Origin of the sequence: Cuneatibacter caecimuris, assembly GCF_004216775.1 — a bacterium.
In the GTDB taxonomy this organism is placed as follows: domain Bacteria; phylum Bacillota; class Clostridia; order Lachnospirales; family Lachnospiraceae; genus Cuneatibacter; species Cuneatibacter caecimuris.
On the sequence record NZ_SGXF01000004.1, the window covers coordinates 83,439 to 99,055 of the forward strand.

The 15,617-nt window shown below is 48.2% G+C and carries 16 protein-coding genes; all 16 read right to left on the reverse strand.

Annotated features, from left to right (window positions below; all coding sequences use genetic code 11):
- Positions 1 to 57: 57 nt before the first annotated feature.
- On the reverse strand, positions 58 to 201 hold the full coding sequence (locus EV209_RS16365) for a hypothetical protein (RefSeq protein ID WP_165388900.1): 144 nt from the start codon (positions 199 to 201) through the stop codon (positions 58 to 60).
- Positions 202 to 347: 146 nt separating this feature from the next.
- Complete coding sequence (locus EV209_RS10540; RefSeq protein WP_130435428.1) at positions 348 to 989, reverse strand: sortase; 642 nt, start codon at positions 987 to 989, stop codon at positions 348 to 350.
- Complete coding sequence (locus EV209_RS10545) at positions 982 to 2,259, reverse strand: Cna B-type domain-containing protein (protein ID WP_130435429.1); 1,278 nt, start codon at positions 2,257 to 2,259, stop codon at positions 982 to 984. Before EV209_RS10545 ends, EV209_RS10540 begins: the two co-directional genes overlap by 8 nt.
- Positions 2,260 to 2,273: 14 nt before the next feature.
- Complete coding sequence (locus tag EV209_RS10550) at positions 2,274 to 2,861, reverse strand: hypothetical protein (RefSeq protein WP_130435430.1); 588 nt, start codon at positions 2,859 to 2,861, stop codon at positions 2,274 to 2,276.
- Positions 2,842 to 5,814 (reverse strand): VWA domain-containing protein, encoded by a 2,973-nt coding sequence (locus EV209_RS10555; protein ID WP_130435431.1) that lies wholly within the window; start codon positions 5,812 to 5,814, stop codon positions 2,842 to 2,844. The genes EV209_RS10550 and EV209_RS10555 overlap by 20 nt, the downstream gene beginning before the upstream one ends.
- 12 nt (positions 5,815 to 5,826) lie before the next feature.
- Positions 5,827 to 6,408: a SipW-dependent-type signal peptide-containing protein gene (locus tag EV209_RS10560; RefSeq protein ID WP_165388901.1), complete on the reverse strand. Its 582-nt coding sequence runs from the start codon at positions 6,406 to 6,408 to the stop codon at positions 5,827 to 5,829.
- Positions 6,409 to 6,560: 152 nt separating this feature from the next.
- Positions 6,561 to 7,325, reverse strand: a complete 765-nt coding sequence (locus EV209_RS10565) for a TasA family protein (protein ID WP_130435433.1) — start codon at positions 7,323 to 7,325, stop codon at positions 6,561 to 6,563.
- 72 nt (positions 7,326 to 7,397) lie between these two features.
- Positions 7,398 to 7,967 carry a TasA family protein gene (locus EV209_RS10570; protein WP_165388902.1) on the reverse strand — a complete coding sequence of 190 codons (570 nt, stop codon included), beginning with the start codon at positions 7,965 to 7,967 and terminating at the stop codon, positions 7,398 to 7,400.
- Between the two features lie 85 nt (positions 7,968 to 8,052).
- On the reverse strand, positions 8,053 to 8,664 hold the full coding sequence (locus EV209_RS10575; RefSeq protein WP_165388903.1) for a SipW-dependent-type signal peptide-containing protein: 612 nt from the start codon (positions 8,662 to 8,664) through the stop codon (positions 8,053 to 8,055).
- Between the two features lie 64 nt (positions 8,665 to 8,728).
- A complete protein-coding gene (locus EV209_RS10580; RefSeq protein WP_130435436.1) occupies positions 8,729 to 9,289 on the reverse strand; it encodes a signal peptidase I in 561 nt (186 codons plus the stop codon).
- Between the two features lie 396 nt (positions 9,290 to 9,685).
- The gene (locus EV209_RS10585) at positions 9,686 to 10,525 is read right to left on the reverse strand and encodes a tyrosine-type recombinase/integrase (RefSeq protein ID WP_130435437.1); all 840 of its coding nucleotides are present in this window, start codon (positions 10,523 to 10,525) and stop codon (positions 9,686 to 9,688) included.
- A 327-nt stretch (positions 10,526 to 10,852) separates the two neighbouring features.
- The gene (locus EV209_RS10590) at positions 10,853 to 11,443 is read right to left on the reverse strand and encodes an SOS response-associated peptidase (protein WP_130435438.1); all 591 of its coding nucleotides are present in this window, start codon (positions 11,441 to 11,443) and stop codon (positions 10,853 to 10,855) included.
- 66 nt (positions 11,444 to 11,509) lie between these two features.
- Positions 11,510 to 12,874 (reverse strand): MATE family efflux transporter, encoded by a 1,365-nt coding sequence (locus EV209_RS10595; RefSeq protein WP_130435439.1) that lies wholly within the window; start codon positions 12,872 to 12,874, stop codon positions 11,510 to 11,512.
- Positions 12,858 to 13,838 (reverse strand): 3'-5' exonuclease, encoded by a 981-nt coding sequence (locus tag EV209_RS10600; protein WP_130435440.1) that lies wholly within the window; start codon positions 13,836 to 13,838, stop codon positions 12,858 to 12,860. Before EV209_RS10600 ends, EV209_RS10595 begins: the two co-directional genes overlap by 17 nt.
- A 4-nt stretch (positions 13,839 to 13,842) precedes the next feature.
- Positions 13,843 to 14,169: a hypothetical protein gene (locus EV209_RS10605; RefSeq protein WP_130435441.1), complete on the reverse strand. Its 327-nt coding sequence runs from the start codon at positions 14,167 to 14,169 to the stop codon at positions 13,843 to 13,845.
- A gap of 176 nt (positions 14,170 to 14,345) precedes the next feature.
- Positions 14,346 to 15,536 (reverse strand): glycoside hydrolase family 88 protein, encoded by a 1,191-nt coding sequence (locus EV209_RS10610; RefSeq protein WP_130435442.1) that lies wholly within the window; start codon positions 15,534 to 15,536, stop codon positions 14,346 to 14,348.
- Positions 15,537 to 15,617: the final 81 nt, after the last annotated feature.

A 15,617-nucleotide genomic window follows, 5' to 3' on the forward strand; every position in this document is an offset into this window, starting at 1 on the left:
TTTTGCGGCTGTAATTGTTTAAATACAGAAAGCTTTTACAATACCAGCTTTCTACTGCTAATCATCATAGTCATGCAGTGACATCGTATAAACAAATCCGTTTTTCATAGCAGTCCGTTCTTCTTCCGCATTCTGTACTGCGCATTCGTGGCAGAGCTGCCCGGCCCCTGGAATATAATCACTGCGCATTTCTACCGGCATTGATTTAGGTACATTTGTAATAGCTCTGCACAAAACGCATATTTCATAATCATCTCCGGATTTAAAGCTTTCAGGGTGCTGATTAGCCCACTTATGCTTCAACACGGGTTTTTTACTTTGTTTCTGTTTCATACAACTTCTGCCTTTCAATCAGAGTCAGTAGTATCAGAATCTTTTTCGGGCCTGTCACAGAACACCGTTATCCGTGCCACTCCGCCATAGGTACAGGTATAGAGTACCAAATCATGCCCACTATTTTGGACGGCTTCTACCTCCGTAGGGTTCAGCGTATCCACCAATGTGACTTCATAGAGGTTTTCAATTCCTTCCATATCGGTGAAAATCACAGTATCGCCCGTTTCAATCTGAGAAAGATCTCCAAAATGGTTTTTATAGTTATGAGCCGCAATGACCAAATTGTCCGTCCGTGAGGAGCCAAACTGGCGGCATGGGGCGATTTTCAGTCTATCATAGTCCCACTCGGACATTACCGGCAATTCTAGCTTCAGATCAGGGATAGTAATATAGCCCACATATCCGTAGCCCTGGATCTCCGTAACAGGCAGCTCCGGGAGAAGGGCCTCCTGTGGTGCAGAAGGATTATATATAATCTCTGCAGGGGCAGCAGGTTTTCTTTCCTGAATGACGGCCTGCACATAGGAAAGCAGTTTCTCGGCCTTCTGCCCCGCCTGTACATCCTTCCGCCAGTTGTACAGGAAAAGGGACAGTGCTGAAAAAATCAGCGCTATCCCTGCAAATAGGTATACAATGCCTGATTTTTTAGGCATGTTTATCCTTTCGCTTCCTGGCAATCACCATTACGCCGTATACAATGAGCACAAGGCCGAGAATGCTCATCACGGGGACTGGCCAGTTTAACTGGCCCGTATGAATCAAGGATGCCGTATTCGTAATGGTCACAACACCATTCTGATTATAATAAGAGGGGGTATAACCTTTTGGAATGCCGGTCTCCACAACGCTCCAATTACCGCTTCCATTCAGATTCTCCCATCTGTAGCTCCAGTTATTCCGGGCATTCAGAGTGACCTTCTCTACAGCATGGTCTCCATCAAACAGAGTAACGGTTACAAAATCCGGACGGCTTCCATTTTTGTTATTCTCATCAGACCAGACCTTTTTCACCGTCAAATCCACAGGTTTTGGCGCAGGGACCGGGATATAGTCGTTATGGTTGATTATAAACACTGTGTTGTCTTTTATCTTATAGGAAACTTCATATCCCTTGACAGTTTCCTCCTCCACCGTCCAACTGTACTGATCGTCCAGCCCGTCCCATGTAAAAGTCCATTGGTTTTCCTTGCTCAGACTCACAGTTTCAAAAAGTCTGCCGTCCCGCAGAAGCCAGACATCCACGCTGTCGGGCCGTTCGGGATTTCCGTTATCGTCCCACACCTTATGAACCGTCAGCTTTTCATATTCAATACCTTCCGCCAGAAAAACCCAGTCCGCCTCTCCCACACAATTGGCATACTTGTTATCCAGCTCGGCGGGCACATCAAGTTCTACTTTCAACTGGCTTGTTTCGCCTGCGCGCAGATCTCCCAGGAAAACATGATCTGCCAAAGCGCCCGCCTTGTCGGGAGATGCCTCATAAATGAGCTGGGCGCCGTTATAGATGCGCATAGTCAGCCTGGACAGAAAATCCTGCATCGTGGCCACGGTTTCATCCCGTTGGTTATCGATATTGGCCTGATCTTTGCCGTCGGCATTTTCAGCGCTTTCACTGTAGGTCAGCGGATTACCATATTCATCATGGACAACCACTTTCATGTAAAGCTTGATATAGTTACAGTCTGTCGCGGCATTTTTAATCTGAATGATTTCCGACAGATGATCACCGGGTATTACATTTTTGAATCCATCAAACAGATCAGAAGCAGTGTATTGGCTGCCAGTCTGAAACTCGAAGCCCTCCGCAAGGCCCTTAAATGTTACCGATGGTTCCCCCGCGAAGGCCGTAAGCGACAGGCTCATGACCATCAGCAGAATAAGCAGGAGCGAGGAGCATTTTTTTGCAGTATTTTCCAGTTTCAATTTCCCGCACCTCCTTAACCTTGATATGCAGTGACGCTGCCCGGGTAAATACTGACGCCCCAAGAGTCCCCGACCGCTTCGGCCGGCCCGCTCTGAATGGCCTCTGCCATCACCTCGATAACCTGCCTGCCGCCATCAGCATCAGTATATCTGCCGATCAGAGCGATACTGCCGATCAAATCTGCAGCAGGCTTTTTGCCAGGAGCCACTGGCAAAGTGTAATAATAATACTCGCCATATTTTACCCAGTTGGTTCCGGGAATAAAAGCAGGGATCTCCGCTATGCCGCCGATATGCTGTCCCTGGTCACTTACCCGGTAAGACACCAGCTTCACACGAAGGTAAGCTTCTGTGTCTCCAGTGTTGGTAACATTGACGTTTTTCTTGTTGATTCCGTCAAATTCCTCTGACACCTCGCAGGTCACGCGGGAGGGAATAAAAGTGTTGTTTACCGGCGCAGTCTGAGCGCCCAGGTAGGCCATTGTCCCACAGACAGCAAGAGTTACGACCAGCAGGAGGGAGAAAAACAGCATTCTTGCTTTTATGATGCGCTGCCGACGTTTTGTCTGTATATATCGAACTTTATTTTTTTCGTGATCCATATTTTTCCCTCCCTCCATAATTCTCAGTGCTGAAAATGTTTTTTACAACATTGCTGAAACCGTTGAGCCAATTGTTATTGATTTTCGTATTGGCGCAGGTAATACTTCCGCTGGGATGTTCCGCAGTCAGTACAAAGCCTGTGCCGTTGTCACTGTCATAGCGCCAGCTCCAGCCCTGGTCCTCGGTAACCGTGTAAGTACCCACCGGCAGCTCGGCAATCGTTTCGCTGCGATTACCTACGATGGTAATTTCCGAATATTTCCGGCCATCTTTCTTCACAGTAAATACATATGGCTCGCCCTCAGCGCCGCCAGTCTTGGTAACAGTAAGCCTGCAGGTATTTATGTGGAGAAGGAATTCGTAATTCCCGGGCACTTCACAGGACTGACCGGTACAATTGATATGCTGGAAGGCTGTATGCATTGTTACATCGGTATTACCGATCCTGACAGCTGCATCCACAGGCACATCCTGCTTAGTATTGATCTTGGCATCCTTAACCTTGGTCTCATCAGGGGTATAGACAAAAGTCAATTCCGGAGCACTGCCCATCTTATTTATGTCGGCTTCCGTTTCTCCGTGTACCCACTTGGTATACGTAAGATTTTCGATAAAATCGGTGGGAACATCGGCTCCGTACCAGGCCTCACTGTCCTGATAGGTCAATTCCGGCTTATAGACAAGGATGTTCCCCTTACCGCTGCCAGTTTGCTCCATAGCATCACCCTCGGTCTTGGGAGAAACCTTGAGGGAAACTGTGTACTCACTATCTTCCGTTAACCCGGTAAAGCCGTTTGCAACCGCATTCCCATCCTTGTCCATGACCTCTGCCGTGATTTCTACATAGGCAGTCTGCCAGGCTTCCAGGCCATAGTTCTCATCAGCCCTGGACAGGTCAAGCACCACATCCCCGACAGAAGCAGTACCGTTTTGAAGATCAGCAGCTGGTATGTTTTGAAGAAGGTACACGTCTTTATCTGGGGCAGTAACGGTGATGGAACCAATCTCTACATCCACTTTTGGTTCAGGGAAGATAAACACAGGTTCATCAGCACCATCGTTTTCATAAATCCCGGCGCTGCTGTTGGTGGGTACGCCGTTTCCGCCCAGGAAACCAGCCTTTGGCTCAACGGTAAAGGAAATCACCAATTTATTGCCGCGGTAGTTTACGTCTCCATTCGCTGCTGTTTCTGTGCCGCACCAGTTGGCCGCAAAGTCAAAGCCGGTAACATCTACTCTGTCGCCGCTGACAGTGGCAGCAGCGCCCATGGCACTGTTGTTCTTTGTCCATTTGCCATCCTGGCCGTAGGCATAGGTTTCCAGCATAATCTCAGACGCATCAGCACCTTCGGGCAATGTAAAGGAAGGAGAAATGATGTCTTTAATTACGGTTTCCCCGTCCAGAGTGGTGGATGAGCCTCCTTCCTCAATCTGGTCGGATATCTGCTGAAAAATAGAGTTTAGGGTATCCGCGTCAGAAGCAGAAAGATAGTAACTGGGGGTACGTGGCGTGCCATTGTTGGAGGACACATCCTGCATAAACTGGTTTGCCTGTCTGTTGCCCGCTCCTTGGGCGATGCCCGCAGAAGTCGCATCAGCGCCTTCAAAGATTCCAACCGAATACACAGTCACACCCATGTTTTTCAGAGTATCAGCCTCATCAACGGCAGCCGAGGCAACGTCACTTTCATAGCTGCTATATCCCGGCGTACCGTCGGTAAAAAGAATGACAACCCGATTGCGCTTTTCCGTTTCCTGCAAGGGATTTGCATCAAAAATTCCCTTTGCCATTTCAAGGCCGTAGTTGGGATAAGTTGCACCGTGAGCATCCAAAGCATTTTTAGAAGCGATTACATTGTTATAGCCCGCATCAGTGTCCATATTCTGTAATGCGTCATCGTAGTAGCCGCTGGCGTTGGAATTGTAATTGTATTGCTGTGAGCCAACAAAAACCTCTGTGTTCTCATATGCCGGATAACCACTTTGCCCCCGGTTGCCAGTGGCAAATCCGACAACAGCGACACGATGGTTTACGTCATCAGCCGTCCCAATTATCCCATCCTCACCGGCAGCTTTAGCCCGAACACTGTTGGTAAAGTTGGCAACGGCGGTTTGCAGCGCCTCTAACCGGGATGTACTAGAAGATGCATACCGCTGATATAGGGTAAACTCCGGCTGGGTATTCGCACCGGTAGATATGCCTATGGTCTGGGTTATGCCGTTTTCGTCGGTGTAGGTGTATGTATAGGTATATTCGCCCCTGTTGCTTTCCGTGCGATAATAGAGAGGGCCTTTATCACCGAAATCAGGGGACTGATCACTGCCTTGACAGACAACAGTCGAGCCGTCGGGAAAGGTATAGGTATAGGTGTATCCCTGCCAATCCCGAGAACGGGTCAGTTCAACTCTCTGATATTCCTCTCCAGTTTTAACAAAGAGACTGTCGGCATACTTCCAGTAATCATCCGGACTGTAGTTTGGCCATGATCCTTGTGCATCATTATTCCAATTGTCCGGACATTTTGTATAAATGTACGGACGTGCTCTGATTACAGAAACAGTGGCATATCCGCCATCCTCAAGTGGAAAATACAGATTTGAATTTCTTGCTCCATTATGCCGTAGTCCATAATAATCATCGTTGTCTCTATTTGTGTATTCCTGGAAGCTATAGGAAAACATATCTTCAGACATAGAACCGGACTGATCCAACACCAGAATGACGTCAGTAGGAACATCTTTCTTTGTCTCTGTTGTGATCTTACTTCCGGTTGCATAGGCTTCCAGGGTGATAGTATAGCTGCCGTCCATATTGGCCTGGGCCGTTTTACTAATAACCATGCCGTTGTCCTTTTCCTGCCCGTCGGCGGCCTGAGCCTGTGTACCAGTAACCATAGGTATGAACACCATGGCAAGGGAGAGGAACAAAGCAACTGTTTTAACTCTCTTCATTATTTTGCCTCCTTACGATTCCGGCCAACCCTTAGCATCCATTACTGTCTCACCGTTAATAGAAGCCTGGACAGCCTGAGCGGCAATTATAATATTGGCCGTACAGCCCTGATATTCGTTGCCTATTTCAAAAGCAAAGGTCACAGTATCAAAGAGGATCTCCGTAAACTGCCCCGGGGCAACCGGTACGGTATAATAGTAATAGCCGTCTTCCCCCAGAATCCAGCAGCTGCCTACAGCGTAGGTCAATACCGGACCTGTCCCCTCGATGCTAAGCGGCAGATCTGCGCCGTCAATCCCCTTCACATCGGCCTCGACCCGGACACGAATCCAGGCTTCGCTTTCGCCGGTGTTTTTTACACTAACGATCTTACTGACATCAGAACCGGGCATCACACCTCTTATCCCTTCCTCCGGGAAGTCTGTCAGGATTCCGTCCTCGCCCTGTGTTTTCTCCACCACCTCAATATTTATCCCGCCGGAGGTGATTACATTGTGAGCCGTATCCTCCGATGTAAAGTAGGCCAAGGTTCCGGCGGTGATGATTGCCAGGCAGCTCACTGCCATGGCCAAAGTAAGCAGTTTTTTCTTCATATTTACAAGCTCCTTTCTTTTTTGAGATAGGTCAGAGTCATTATGCGCCATAGGAGAATATCCGAAAACTTTTCTTCGGATACTCTCCTATACCCGCTCCCCCTCTCCAGAGGGAGCGAATCATAGGTACGAGATTGATTATGGATAAAAAATCATTTGCCTTCGGCACTTGTCATCTCAATAAAAGTCTGGTCATGACCATGGGCAGTAAAATCCGGCGCAGTATAGCCCTCAGAACCGGGAGTGCCAAATGCTGTATTCAGCGCGGTATAAGCATCTGTAAAGCCATCGGCCTGAACAGCCTCTGTAACGACATAGATATGATTCCAACCTTCGGGCCAGCTGGCGATGTCTTCCTGGGTAGTGGCCGGAGCCATATAAACACTATCTATTGCATCAACAGTAGTTTCATCCGGTTTCAGTGCAGTTTCATAGGTGGCAACATAAACTTTATAGTTGACCCCGCCGATCCGAACAAAGCCATACATATTCCAGTCAGCGCTATTCGAAGGATCTTCCTCTCCATCAATGGCACTGCTCCAGTTCCATTTGCCATCCCCCACGGTGAGATTGCTATGGAGCATGCAGATGGCATTGTTACCTTCGCAGTCATTTACAGCAGGAACGGCGATATGTACGCGGATATAGGCATTCTGATCGCCAATGTTCTTCACATATACTTCTTTCTCAATGGCGTTTTCGAAGAAGCTATTGCCTTGCTCATCCATAACTTCCACCGCCGGAATCAAGGGCAGATTCCCTGTATTGAAGTCCTCGAACAGGTCAACCTTTATATTCCCAACAGTAAATTCATTGGTTTGAGCATCGGTATCAGTGAAATAGGCCAGGGTCCCCCCCATTATAACAGCTGCCGCCAGTGACGCGACCAGGCAGAAACCCAGAATTTTCTTTTTCATTTTCTTATTTCCTTTCGCATTATGAATACTGGTTCGGTATATACATCCGAGCCATACAAAAAAGCATCCAGGTTAATTTTGGGAAGCAGGACCTATGTTAGTCCATGCTTCGGCGGCCGTGAAATCCTCCGTAGAATTTTTGTGAAGCTGGGAGGCATAAGCGGTTATAGATAGGATTGGATCGGTCTGAGGGGACAGGGTATCCATCATCTCTTTAGTAACCGTGCCCTTCACACTGACCTGATCATCCTTCAGGACACTGTATTCAGTACCCATTTGGCTGGCAGTTACTGTGCGGTAATACACACCTTCAACATTATCCAGCGCAATCCAGCCATCTGCCATTTCAAAAGCCAGGTAAGAATCGAAGTTCGCGGACTTCTCCAACATGACAAACAGATAGCATTCTTCACTTCCGACAATCACAGCCGCCTTGGGGTTCTTGGCAATGGTATGGCCTGGAACCATTTTATAGTTCATACCAGTGGTTTCTTCCAGGGTAATATCGATATTGCTGGTGGTAAATGTATTAACGATCTGATTGGTCCGCGCTGTCAGCCAGGCCACTGTACCGCCGATAATGCAGCCTAAAGCCAATACCAAAGTAGTCAGCAGCGCAATCGTTTTCTTCCTCATATTCATATTGTGTATTTCCTTCCCCATTAATTTGGATGGATCCCATTTCCACAGATCAGACTCTCAGTCTCTCTGAGAAAGCCACAGAGAATCAGTTACCGGCAGTATCAAATTTAGCCATATTCCAGATTTCGGATGCAGTCTTGTTCTGGAAGCCGTCTGCCTGGATAGCGTAAGCAGTAACAGTAATGGTCTTGTTCTCATATTCAGCCAGAGTCTCGTTTGTTACAGAGCCTGCTATGGTGAAAGTTTCAAAGACGGGCACATTGGCATTGGCGGAAACAACAGCAGGATTAGCCCTATCTGTAGTATAAACATATACGCCGTTGACTGCATCTACAGCGATCCAGCCCTTGTCGGCCATTTGGGCCGCTACGCTGTTTTCATCCTCGATGTCAATGATCTCGTTAGTAACCTTCACGAACAAATAGCAATCTTCACTTGTGGAAGCTACATGGACGATGGGGTCCTTGGTATAAGTATGGCCTGGCATCAGCTTGTAAGCATTGGCCTGGTCACGGTCAGCTCCTTCGGTACTGTTGTCCACATCCTGCTCGTCCAGGGTTATGGCCACGGATCCCACGGTGAATGTGTTGGTAACAGAATCGCTGGAAGTCAGGTAAGCCACAGTTCCCAGCACAGAGGCAGCCACAAGCAATACTGCACAGAGGCCCAGGAGCAAAACTTTGTTTGTTTTCTTCATACAGAAAACCTCCTTTAAAATTTTATATGGAAAGCCTTGCGGCATTTTCCTCACGTACCCCGCCTTAATTTCCCCGGGGCCGCTTAAGATCGCCCCGCCTTTTCTGCTGCTTCTTGTCCTGATTAGCAGAAAAAATCAAGTCCGGCAGAAAGAACAGCAGCAGCAGAACAAACCCGGCAAAAATCACTACATAGGTTCCCGGGGGAGTCTGGATATAATTCGCGAAATATCCGAGCATCGGAATACTGAACACCGGGGAACCAATGATGTTTTTATAATGAACCAAAGCCCCGTCCTCAGCCTCATTGGCGTCTCCCTTTGTTCGGTAACGCAAAATCTGCGGGTCATTATCATCGGAAACAATTTCCACAATGCGGTGCGTAGCCACGGTGTCCTCATCCAGCAGGAAAGTGATGACATCGCCGGGTTGAAGCTTCCTGTAGTCAACATCCCATACATAGATGAGTGAACCCACATGATAAGTTGGCTCCATAGAACCGGAGAGAACCGTAAACACCTGGAATCCCACAATCCGGATGCCCACAAGGGCAACGGCCAGCAGCACAGCAGCCGTTACCAGTACCGTCGTAAACCAATTCCATATTTTTTTTACTGTTTTACTCATAGCATTTTATGTACCGCCTTCTTTCTGTCATCGGCAGAAGTATTTTGCTATAAAAGAAAAGCACTGACGTCCAAAGGGTGAATACAACATAATTCACATTATGTTACAATAATAAGGCGGAAGCGCTCCTTGCATTGAAACGTTTTCCCCTTTTAAAGCGCACAAATAGATACCCTTCTTCGTTTTCTCAAAAAAACTACGAAAAGGGTTATTTTGTGATGCCTGTATTACTTTTGCAAGGCTTTTTATACGGTTTGAAAAATGAAATGCACTTCTTTTCCTTACGGGACTTGATTTTTAGGGTTATGTATGATATAGTTTTTTTAACTTTAAAAAGGATAAGCGCTTTTGGGGGCTGTAATTATTGACATAATGTGAATTATGTCGTTTTTTTTTCTAAATTACCAGACCCAGCCTTTCAATTTTCCTGCGATGCTCAATACCAGTAGTCATAATATAAATCCGGGTAGTATCAATGCTGCTGTGGCCCAGGATATCGGCCAGCTTCGCAATATCCTTTTCAATTCCGTAAAAGGTACGGGCAAACAGCTTGCGCAGATTATGTGGAAATACTTTTCCGGGCTTCACCCCGGCAGCCTGGCAAAGCTGTTTCATCTGCGCCCAGATACAGCTCCGGTTTAAAGGCCTGCCGTTTCGGTCAATAAAAATTACGCCGGAACGGATTTTTTCTTTTTTGGCATATTTCAAGAGCAATTTACTCAGCTTGCTGGGGATCAAGATCTTCCTACTTTTTCCCTTACATCGAACGACAGCCTCTCCCTTCTTTACATTCTCAACGCTAAAAAACCGCAATTCCGAAACTCGGATTCCTGTAGCGCAGATGGTCTGCATTACCAGATGCAGGCGCGGCTTCTTCTTTGCTGCCTCCAACAGGCGCAGGTACTCCGCCTTTGTCAGTTCCTTTTCTTCAGTGCAGTAGACCTGATTCTGCTGCTTTAAGTTCTTTACCCTGCAGTCTGTCCATCCTAAAAAGGCAAGCAGGCTGTTCAGGCTCGCCAGCATGGAATTGATTGACCGTACGGCGTAATTTCTATCCTGCAAATTTTTTTTATAGCCCAGCACGGCTTCCTTTGTTACCAGTCCATCCCCAATATAGGCAGAAAAAGCACGGACATCCCGGAGATATTTCTCTACGGTAGCCGTGCTTTTTTCTCCCTGGATCAGATATTGACAGAAGGCTTTCGTTTGTTTCTGTGTGATTCTTCTTGTCTCCATTTGTTGTTCCTCCTGTAGTGCATATGATTGCTTACTGTATTTTTTTATTGTACCCAATGTTTCAGCAAATACGTCAGCTGTCCCGGAGGAAAGGTGCATTTTATAGCGAAGCCCCTCAGAGCATTGATATTAATTCGCTATTGATTTTATTGTAATGGGTTTCAGCTGATATGTTTCAACAATTTTCTACATTTTTCCAACTCTGCTGGAGTGATAAGTAATACTAAAATAATTAAAATATGAACTTCAGGCAGGAAATTAATTTTAAGGTTAAAATTATTTCTATAAGCTTATTATTTTTTCAAAGAAAAAAAGAGGCCAGAAAGATTAAATCAAATCCTCCAGCCTCATCTGTTCATATCCTCTTCTATTCTCAAGCAAAACCGGCGTTTTCCCCAGTGCCTGTTCCGTCCAGCCCGCGTCCCCGATCCACCGTCCAACTTCCTCTCCATCCAGAATCAGCGGCATCCTCCCATGGACTTCCGCCACAGACGGGTTCGCTTCCGTAGTCAGAATCACAAAGCATTCCCGATCCTCATACCGGCTGTAGCATCCGGCCAGGTAAATGACCGGGGAATCTTCCCGATAAAATGTGACCTTCTCCTTCTGCCTGTCCCATTCATAAAAACCGGCCGCAGGAATCACGCACCTGCGGTTCATCACACTGTCCCGGAAGGTTTTTCTTTCCGCAGCGCTTTCCGCCCTGGCGTTGATCAAAAGCCCTTTTCCAGTATGCATGGGAAATCCCCACCTCATCTTTTCCGCCAGCAGCCCCCTGGAATTGCCGCAGATCACCAGGGCGTCCTCTGAAGGGTGCACATCCCTCTGCGCCTTTACCTTTAACGAAGCGTCAATCTCATTTACCAGTTTTTCCACTTCCCGCACCGCTTCCGGGTCGATATAATACCTGCCGCACATGGCCAGCCCTCCTTTTCCCCTATTCTCTGCGCTATCAGACGGCTCTATTCGGATTCAGCCCATTTTTTATGCCAAATGAGCTTTCGCCTTCCATTTCCCGCTTCGCCATCTCCATGCGAAAAGGATGACGCGGAATATCCAGTCCATGATCATGGCAATCCACACGCCGATGGCTCCCAGCCCCAGCCAAGCGCCCAGTATGTAGCTGAACAGCACTCTGAAGGCGATCATGGAGAACACAGCGGTTACCATGGCAAAGCGCACGTCATTGCAGGAGCGCAGGGCATTAGGAAGGGTAAAGGACAGAGGCCAGAGCAAAATGGCGGTGCCGTTATGGATCATGATCAAAATCCAGGCCAGCTCTGTAGTTTCCGGGGACAGCGCATAGAGCTTCAGGATCAGGGGCAAAGCGATGAGGATCAGGCTGTTCACCACTGCAGTAAACAGGTACGCCAGCTTCAGCAGTTTTTTCGTATAATACCGGACCTGCTTTTCGCTCCCCGCTCCCACACACTGTCCCACCACCGTAATCATGGCCAGGCCAAAGGACTGCCCTACAATGGTTCCCATGCCGTCTATGCTGTTGGCCACGGAATTCGCCGCGATCTGCACGGTGCCGAAGGTAGCGATAATGCTGACCACAACCACCCGGCCCAGCTGAAAAATACCGCTCTCCAGGCCGTTTGGAATACCGATATATAAAATTTTCCGGATCATGCCCAAATCAGGCCGGTAAGAATCTTCTTTCCGCAGATTAATCAGATTATCCGGATGCCGGAGCAGCAAAAACATCACCACCGCGCCGGCCATCCTGCTGATCAGCGTGGGGATCGCCACGCCTGCCACGCCCATATGCAGGACAAAGATGCAAAACGCGTTTCCCAAAACGTTGATCAGATTTACCAGCACGGAAACCTTCATGGAAATCTTGGAATTCCCCATAGAGCGGAACAGCGCGGCGTTGGAATTATAAACTGCCAGAAAAGGATAGGACAGGGTTGAAATAAGAAAATACGTCGCCGCGCTCTCCACCACCGCATCCTCGATATCCCCGAACAGCAGCCCCAGCACCTGCCTGTGCAGCGCCAGGCACGCCGCCATGATCACCGCAGCGATCATCACCGCCACCACATTCAGCTGCTTTGCAGAGCGGCAGGCCATATCTTTTCTCTTCGCTCCGATAAACTGGGCCGTCACCACAGCCCCTCCAGTCGCCAGGGCGGCGAATACAGCGTTCAGCAGGTTATTGATCATATCCACCAGAGAAACGCCTGAAATCGCCGCTTCCCCCGCAAAGGATACCATCATGATATCCACCATGCCCACTGTGATTGCCAGGGTCTGTTCAATGGCAAGAGGGATGATCAGTTTTTTCAAATCCAGATTAGAAAATAAATAAGACCCCGGGTCCGCTTCACTCTTCGTTTTCATTTTTTTGCCTCTGCCTGCGCTCCTGATTCTTTATTTTTCTCTTTTCACGGACCTCCTGCTGTTTTACGCGCAGCAAAGCCGCCCTCTCCGCCGGAATCAGCTTCAGCGTCTTAACTGCAAAGGTTTTTCCGCTATCAGATTTTTTCATCCTGATTTTCCCCTGCAGAAAGCCGTGCTCCGGACACTGGGCGAGGCAATAATAATTCTTGCCGTTGGGAGAAAACCATTTGATTTTTTTCCGCAGGGCTTTCCTGCACAGATAACAGGTGGCGGAAGCTACCCGTTTATCCTGCAGCGCCTCTTCTTTTGAGTCAAACTCCCGGGACACATATTTTGAATAATCGGGAAATACCAGATAGATTTCTTCCTCTCTGGCGGCAGGCAGGCGGTGGTAGTCCACCGAAACCAGCCGGCCAGCCTTTTTCCAATCCAGAAGCTCCAGGATCAGCGCCGTATAATAGCAGTCTGCCTTAGCCCGGTGGAATTTTGTTTTCTTTTCCAGCTCCAGCTGCTCTACCGCTGTTTCCAGAGAAACTCTGCTCTTTCCGTCGTCAAAGCAGATGCTGAATAATTTCTGTATATCATAATAATACAGTGGAATGGGAAAGCTATTCTCCACGCCGTAGAAGTCCATATTCTTTTGGAGTTCCGGCAAATCCATGGTCCCCCAGGTACAAAATCTGAAATCATCTCCGCACCACGCAAAAAAGTCCTTCACCACTTCCGGGAATGTTCTGGCAGCTGCCAGCTCTTCCGGAGCGATGCGGACCATCTCCTGTATAATTTCATGGATTTTCGGATACAGCTGCGGCTTCACCAGTTCCTGGAATTCTCCGATGATCTCCATTTTTTCATTCAATTTCAGCGCGCCGATTTCAATAATTTCAAAAGTCAGGCCCCTGTCCTGCATGGGCCTGCCCTTGGGGCTCTGGTTCCACTCCAGGTCCATCACAATATACTGCATGGCATCACTCCCAGAAATTATGCAAAATTCCCCTGAAATCCTCCGTGACAAACTGCATGGTGCGGCTTAAAAATTCAACCTTACTCACTCCATGTTCCTCCAGCAGTTCCTGAAGCAGGCGATTCTCCGCATCCAGATAGGAATACTCCCGGTCAAACCAGTTCAGGGCTTCCAGCATCACCTGAGCCAGCCGCTCCAGATCTTCTTTCTCCATCCTGGAAGGGTGGATCGGTTCTTTCATCAACTCCTTCATCCTAGTCACAGCTTCTCTGGACATCAGATAGGCGTCCTCTTCTCTGGTCACTGACGGACCGTGCAGCTCCTGTTCCATTTTATCTCTCCTCTATCTATTGCTTGTGTCTTTTTGTGGTATAAACACAAGTCCTTGTATACGCTGTTATCTATCTTAGCATAAAAGCCCAGGCGATTCAAGACAGAGTTATCTAAAAACCGCGGCAAAAGCCCGGAAATTCATCCGTAGCCCTGCCGCGGCTATTTATGTTATTATTACCAGATCAGGAAGTCCTTGTCCAGAAGCTTCAGGATCGCTTCGATGAAGAAATAATCGCCGTAAATAATGGAAAACTCGTGCTCTTTATCATGATATGCAGCAGTACATTTTTCCACGATGTTGTCGCAGTCCTTTGTCCAGTTGCACCGATGGTCTCCCAGCGCCTTCAGCATCTTCATTGCGGCATCCAGGTACAGATGCTTCTCATGCTCGCTCACACACCCTGCCAGCTCGATCAGGCCGCAGGCTGTGATTGCCGCCGCTGTGGAATCCTCCCACTTGGGCTCCTTGGGGGAACGGAAATCAACCGGAATAAATCCGTCTTCCGGAATATTGGAAATAAAGTAATGAGCCACTCTCTTTGCCGTATCCAGATATTCCTGCTTTCCTGTATGCAGGTAGCTCAGCGTAAAGCCATATACTGCCCAGGACTGCCCGCGGGTCCAGGCGGATCCGTTCTCATAGCCCTGGCCTCCGAAGGTCTGCACCAGCTCGCCGGTGTTGGGATCGAATTCCACAATATGATTGGAAGAGCCGTCGGGGCGGATGAAGCTGCCCATCGCTGTATCCGCATGCATCATAGCGATCTGTTTGTATCTGGGATCTTCTGTTTCCTCAGCAGCCCAGTACAGCAGCGGTATATTCATCATGCAGTCGATGATCGCCCAACCCGTCTTCTTCTCTCCGGTTTCCTCGTTATCGTTCCACGCCCGGATAAACTTTCCCACCGGGTTAAAACGCCCTGCCAGTATATTGGCGGCATGCATTCCTCTGCGGCGGCCGTCTGCGTCTCCTGTCAGGCGGTAATCCGCCACGGCGCTGTGCAGCCACATGAATCCCACGTCATGATGCAGCCCATAATAACCTTCCAGGCAGTGATCCAGCTGCTCTTCGGTAAACTTTGCAATTTCCGCATAGCGCTTATCCCCTGTCGCATGGTACATCTGCCACAGCATGCCTGCCCAGAATCCATTGGTCCACCAGCACACTCCAAGTTCTGATACATTATCTTTTCCGTCAAAAGCCCGGTTGTCGTAAGTTCCGTTGATTGTTGTATAAGGAATCTTATCCTTGGACTTCTCGCTCACCCAGGCCATTTTCTCCTGAATCTTTTCAAAAATCCCCTCTGCCCAGGATACATCCTGCTGGCTCAGAACATTTTTCAGCGCATCGTTTCTTTTAGACATATACTCCTCCTTCTTCCGGCTGTACCGGCATACTTTCTTAAATATAATCATAACATATCCTTCTTGAAAGGCAAGCAAATT

Excerpts from the sequence above, each read along its gene's own strand:
- EV209_RS16365 (WP_165388900.1), bottom strand. The coding sequence starts at position 201 with ATGCCGGTAGAAATGCGCAGTGATTATATTCCAGGGGCCGGGCAGCTC.
- EV209_RS10540 (WP_130435428.1), bottom strand. The coding sequence starts at position 989 with ATGCCTAAAAAATCAGGCATTGTATACCTATTTGCAGGGATAGCGCTG.
- EV209_RS10550 (WP_130435430.1), bottom strand. The coding sequence starts at position 2,861 with ATGGATCACGAAAAAAATAAAGTTCGATATATACAGACAAAACGTCGG.
- EV209_RS10555 (WP_130435431.1), bottom strand. The coding sequence starts at position 5,814 with ATGAAGAGAGTTAAAACAGTTGCTTTGTTCCTCTCCCTTGCCATGGTG.
- EV209_RS10560 (WP_165388901.1), bottom strand. The coding sequence starts at position 6,408 with ATGAAGAAAAAACTGCTTACTTTGGCCATGGCAGTGAGCTGCCTGGCA.
- EV209_RS10565 (WP_130435433.1), bottom strand. The coding sequence starts at position 7,325 with ATGAAAAAGAAAATTCTGGGTTTCTGCCTGGTCGCGTCACTGGCGGCA.
- EV209_RS10570 (WP_165388902.1), bottom strand. The coding sequence starts at position 7,967 with ATGAATATGAGGAAGAAAACGATTGCGCTGCTGACTACTTTGGTATTG.
- EV209_RS10575 (WP_165388903.1), bottom strand. The coding sequence starts at position 8,664 with ATGAAGAAAACAAACAAAGTTTTGCTCCTGGGCCTCTGTGCAGTATTG.
- EV209_RS10580 (WP_130435436.1), bottom strand. The coding sequence starts at position 9,289 with ATGAGTAAAACAGTAAAAAAAATATGGAATTGGTTTACGACGGTACTG.
- EV209_RS10585 (WP_130435437.1), bottom strand. The coding sequence starts at position 10,525 with ATGGAGACAAGAAGAATCACACAGAAACAAACGAAAGCCTTCTGTCAA.
- EV209_RS10590 (WP_130435438.1), bottom strand. The coding sequence starts at position 11,443 with ATGTGCGGCAGGTATTATATCGACCCGGAAGCGGTGCGGGAAGTGGAA.
- EV209_RS10595 (WP_130435439.1), bottom strand. The coding sequence starts at position 12,874 with ATGAAAACGAAGAGTGAAGCGGACCCGGGGTCTTATTTATTTTCTAAT.
- EV209_RS10600 (WP_130435440.1), bottom strand. The coding sequence starts at position 13,838 with ATGCAGTATATTGTGATGGACCTGGAGTGGAACCAGAGCCCCAAGGGC.
- EV209_RS10605 (WP_130435441.1), bottom strand. The coding sequence starts at position 14,169 with ATGGAACAGGAGCTGCACGGTCCGTCAGTGACCAGAGAAGAGGACGCC.
- EV209_RS10610 (WP_130435442.1), bottom strand. The coding sequence starts at position 15,536 with ATGTCTAAAAGAAACGATGCGCTGAAAAATGTTCTGAGCCAGCAGGAT.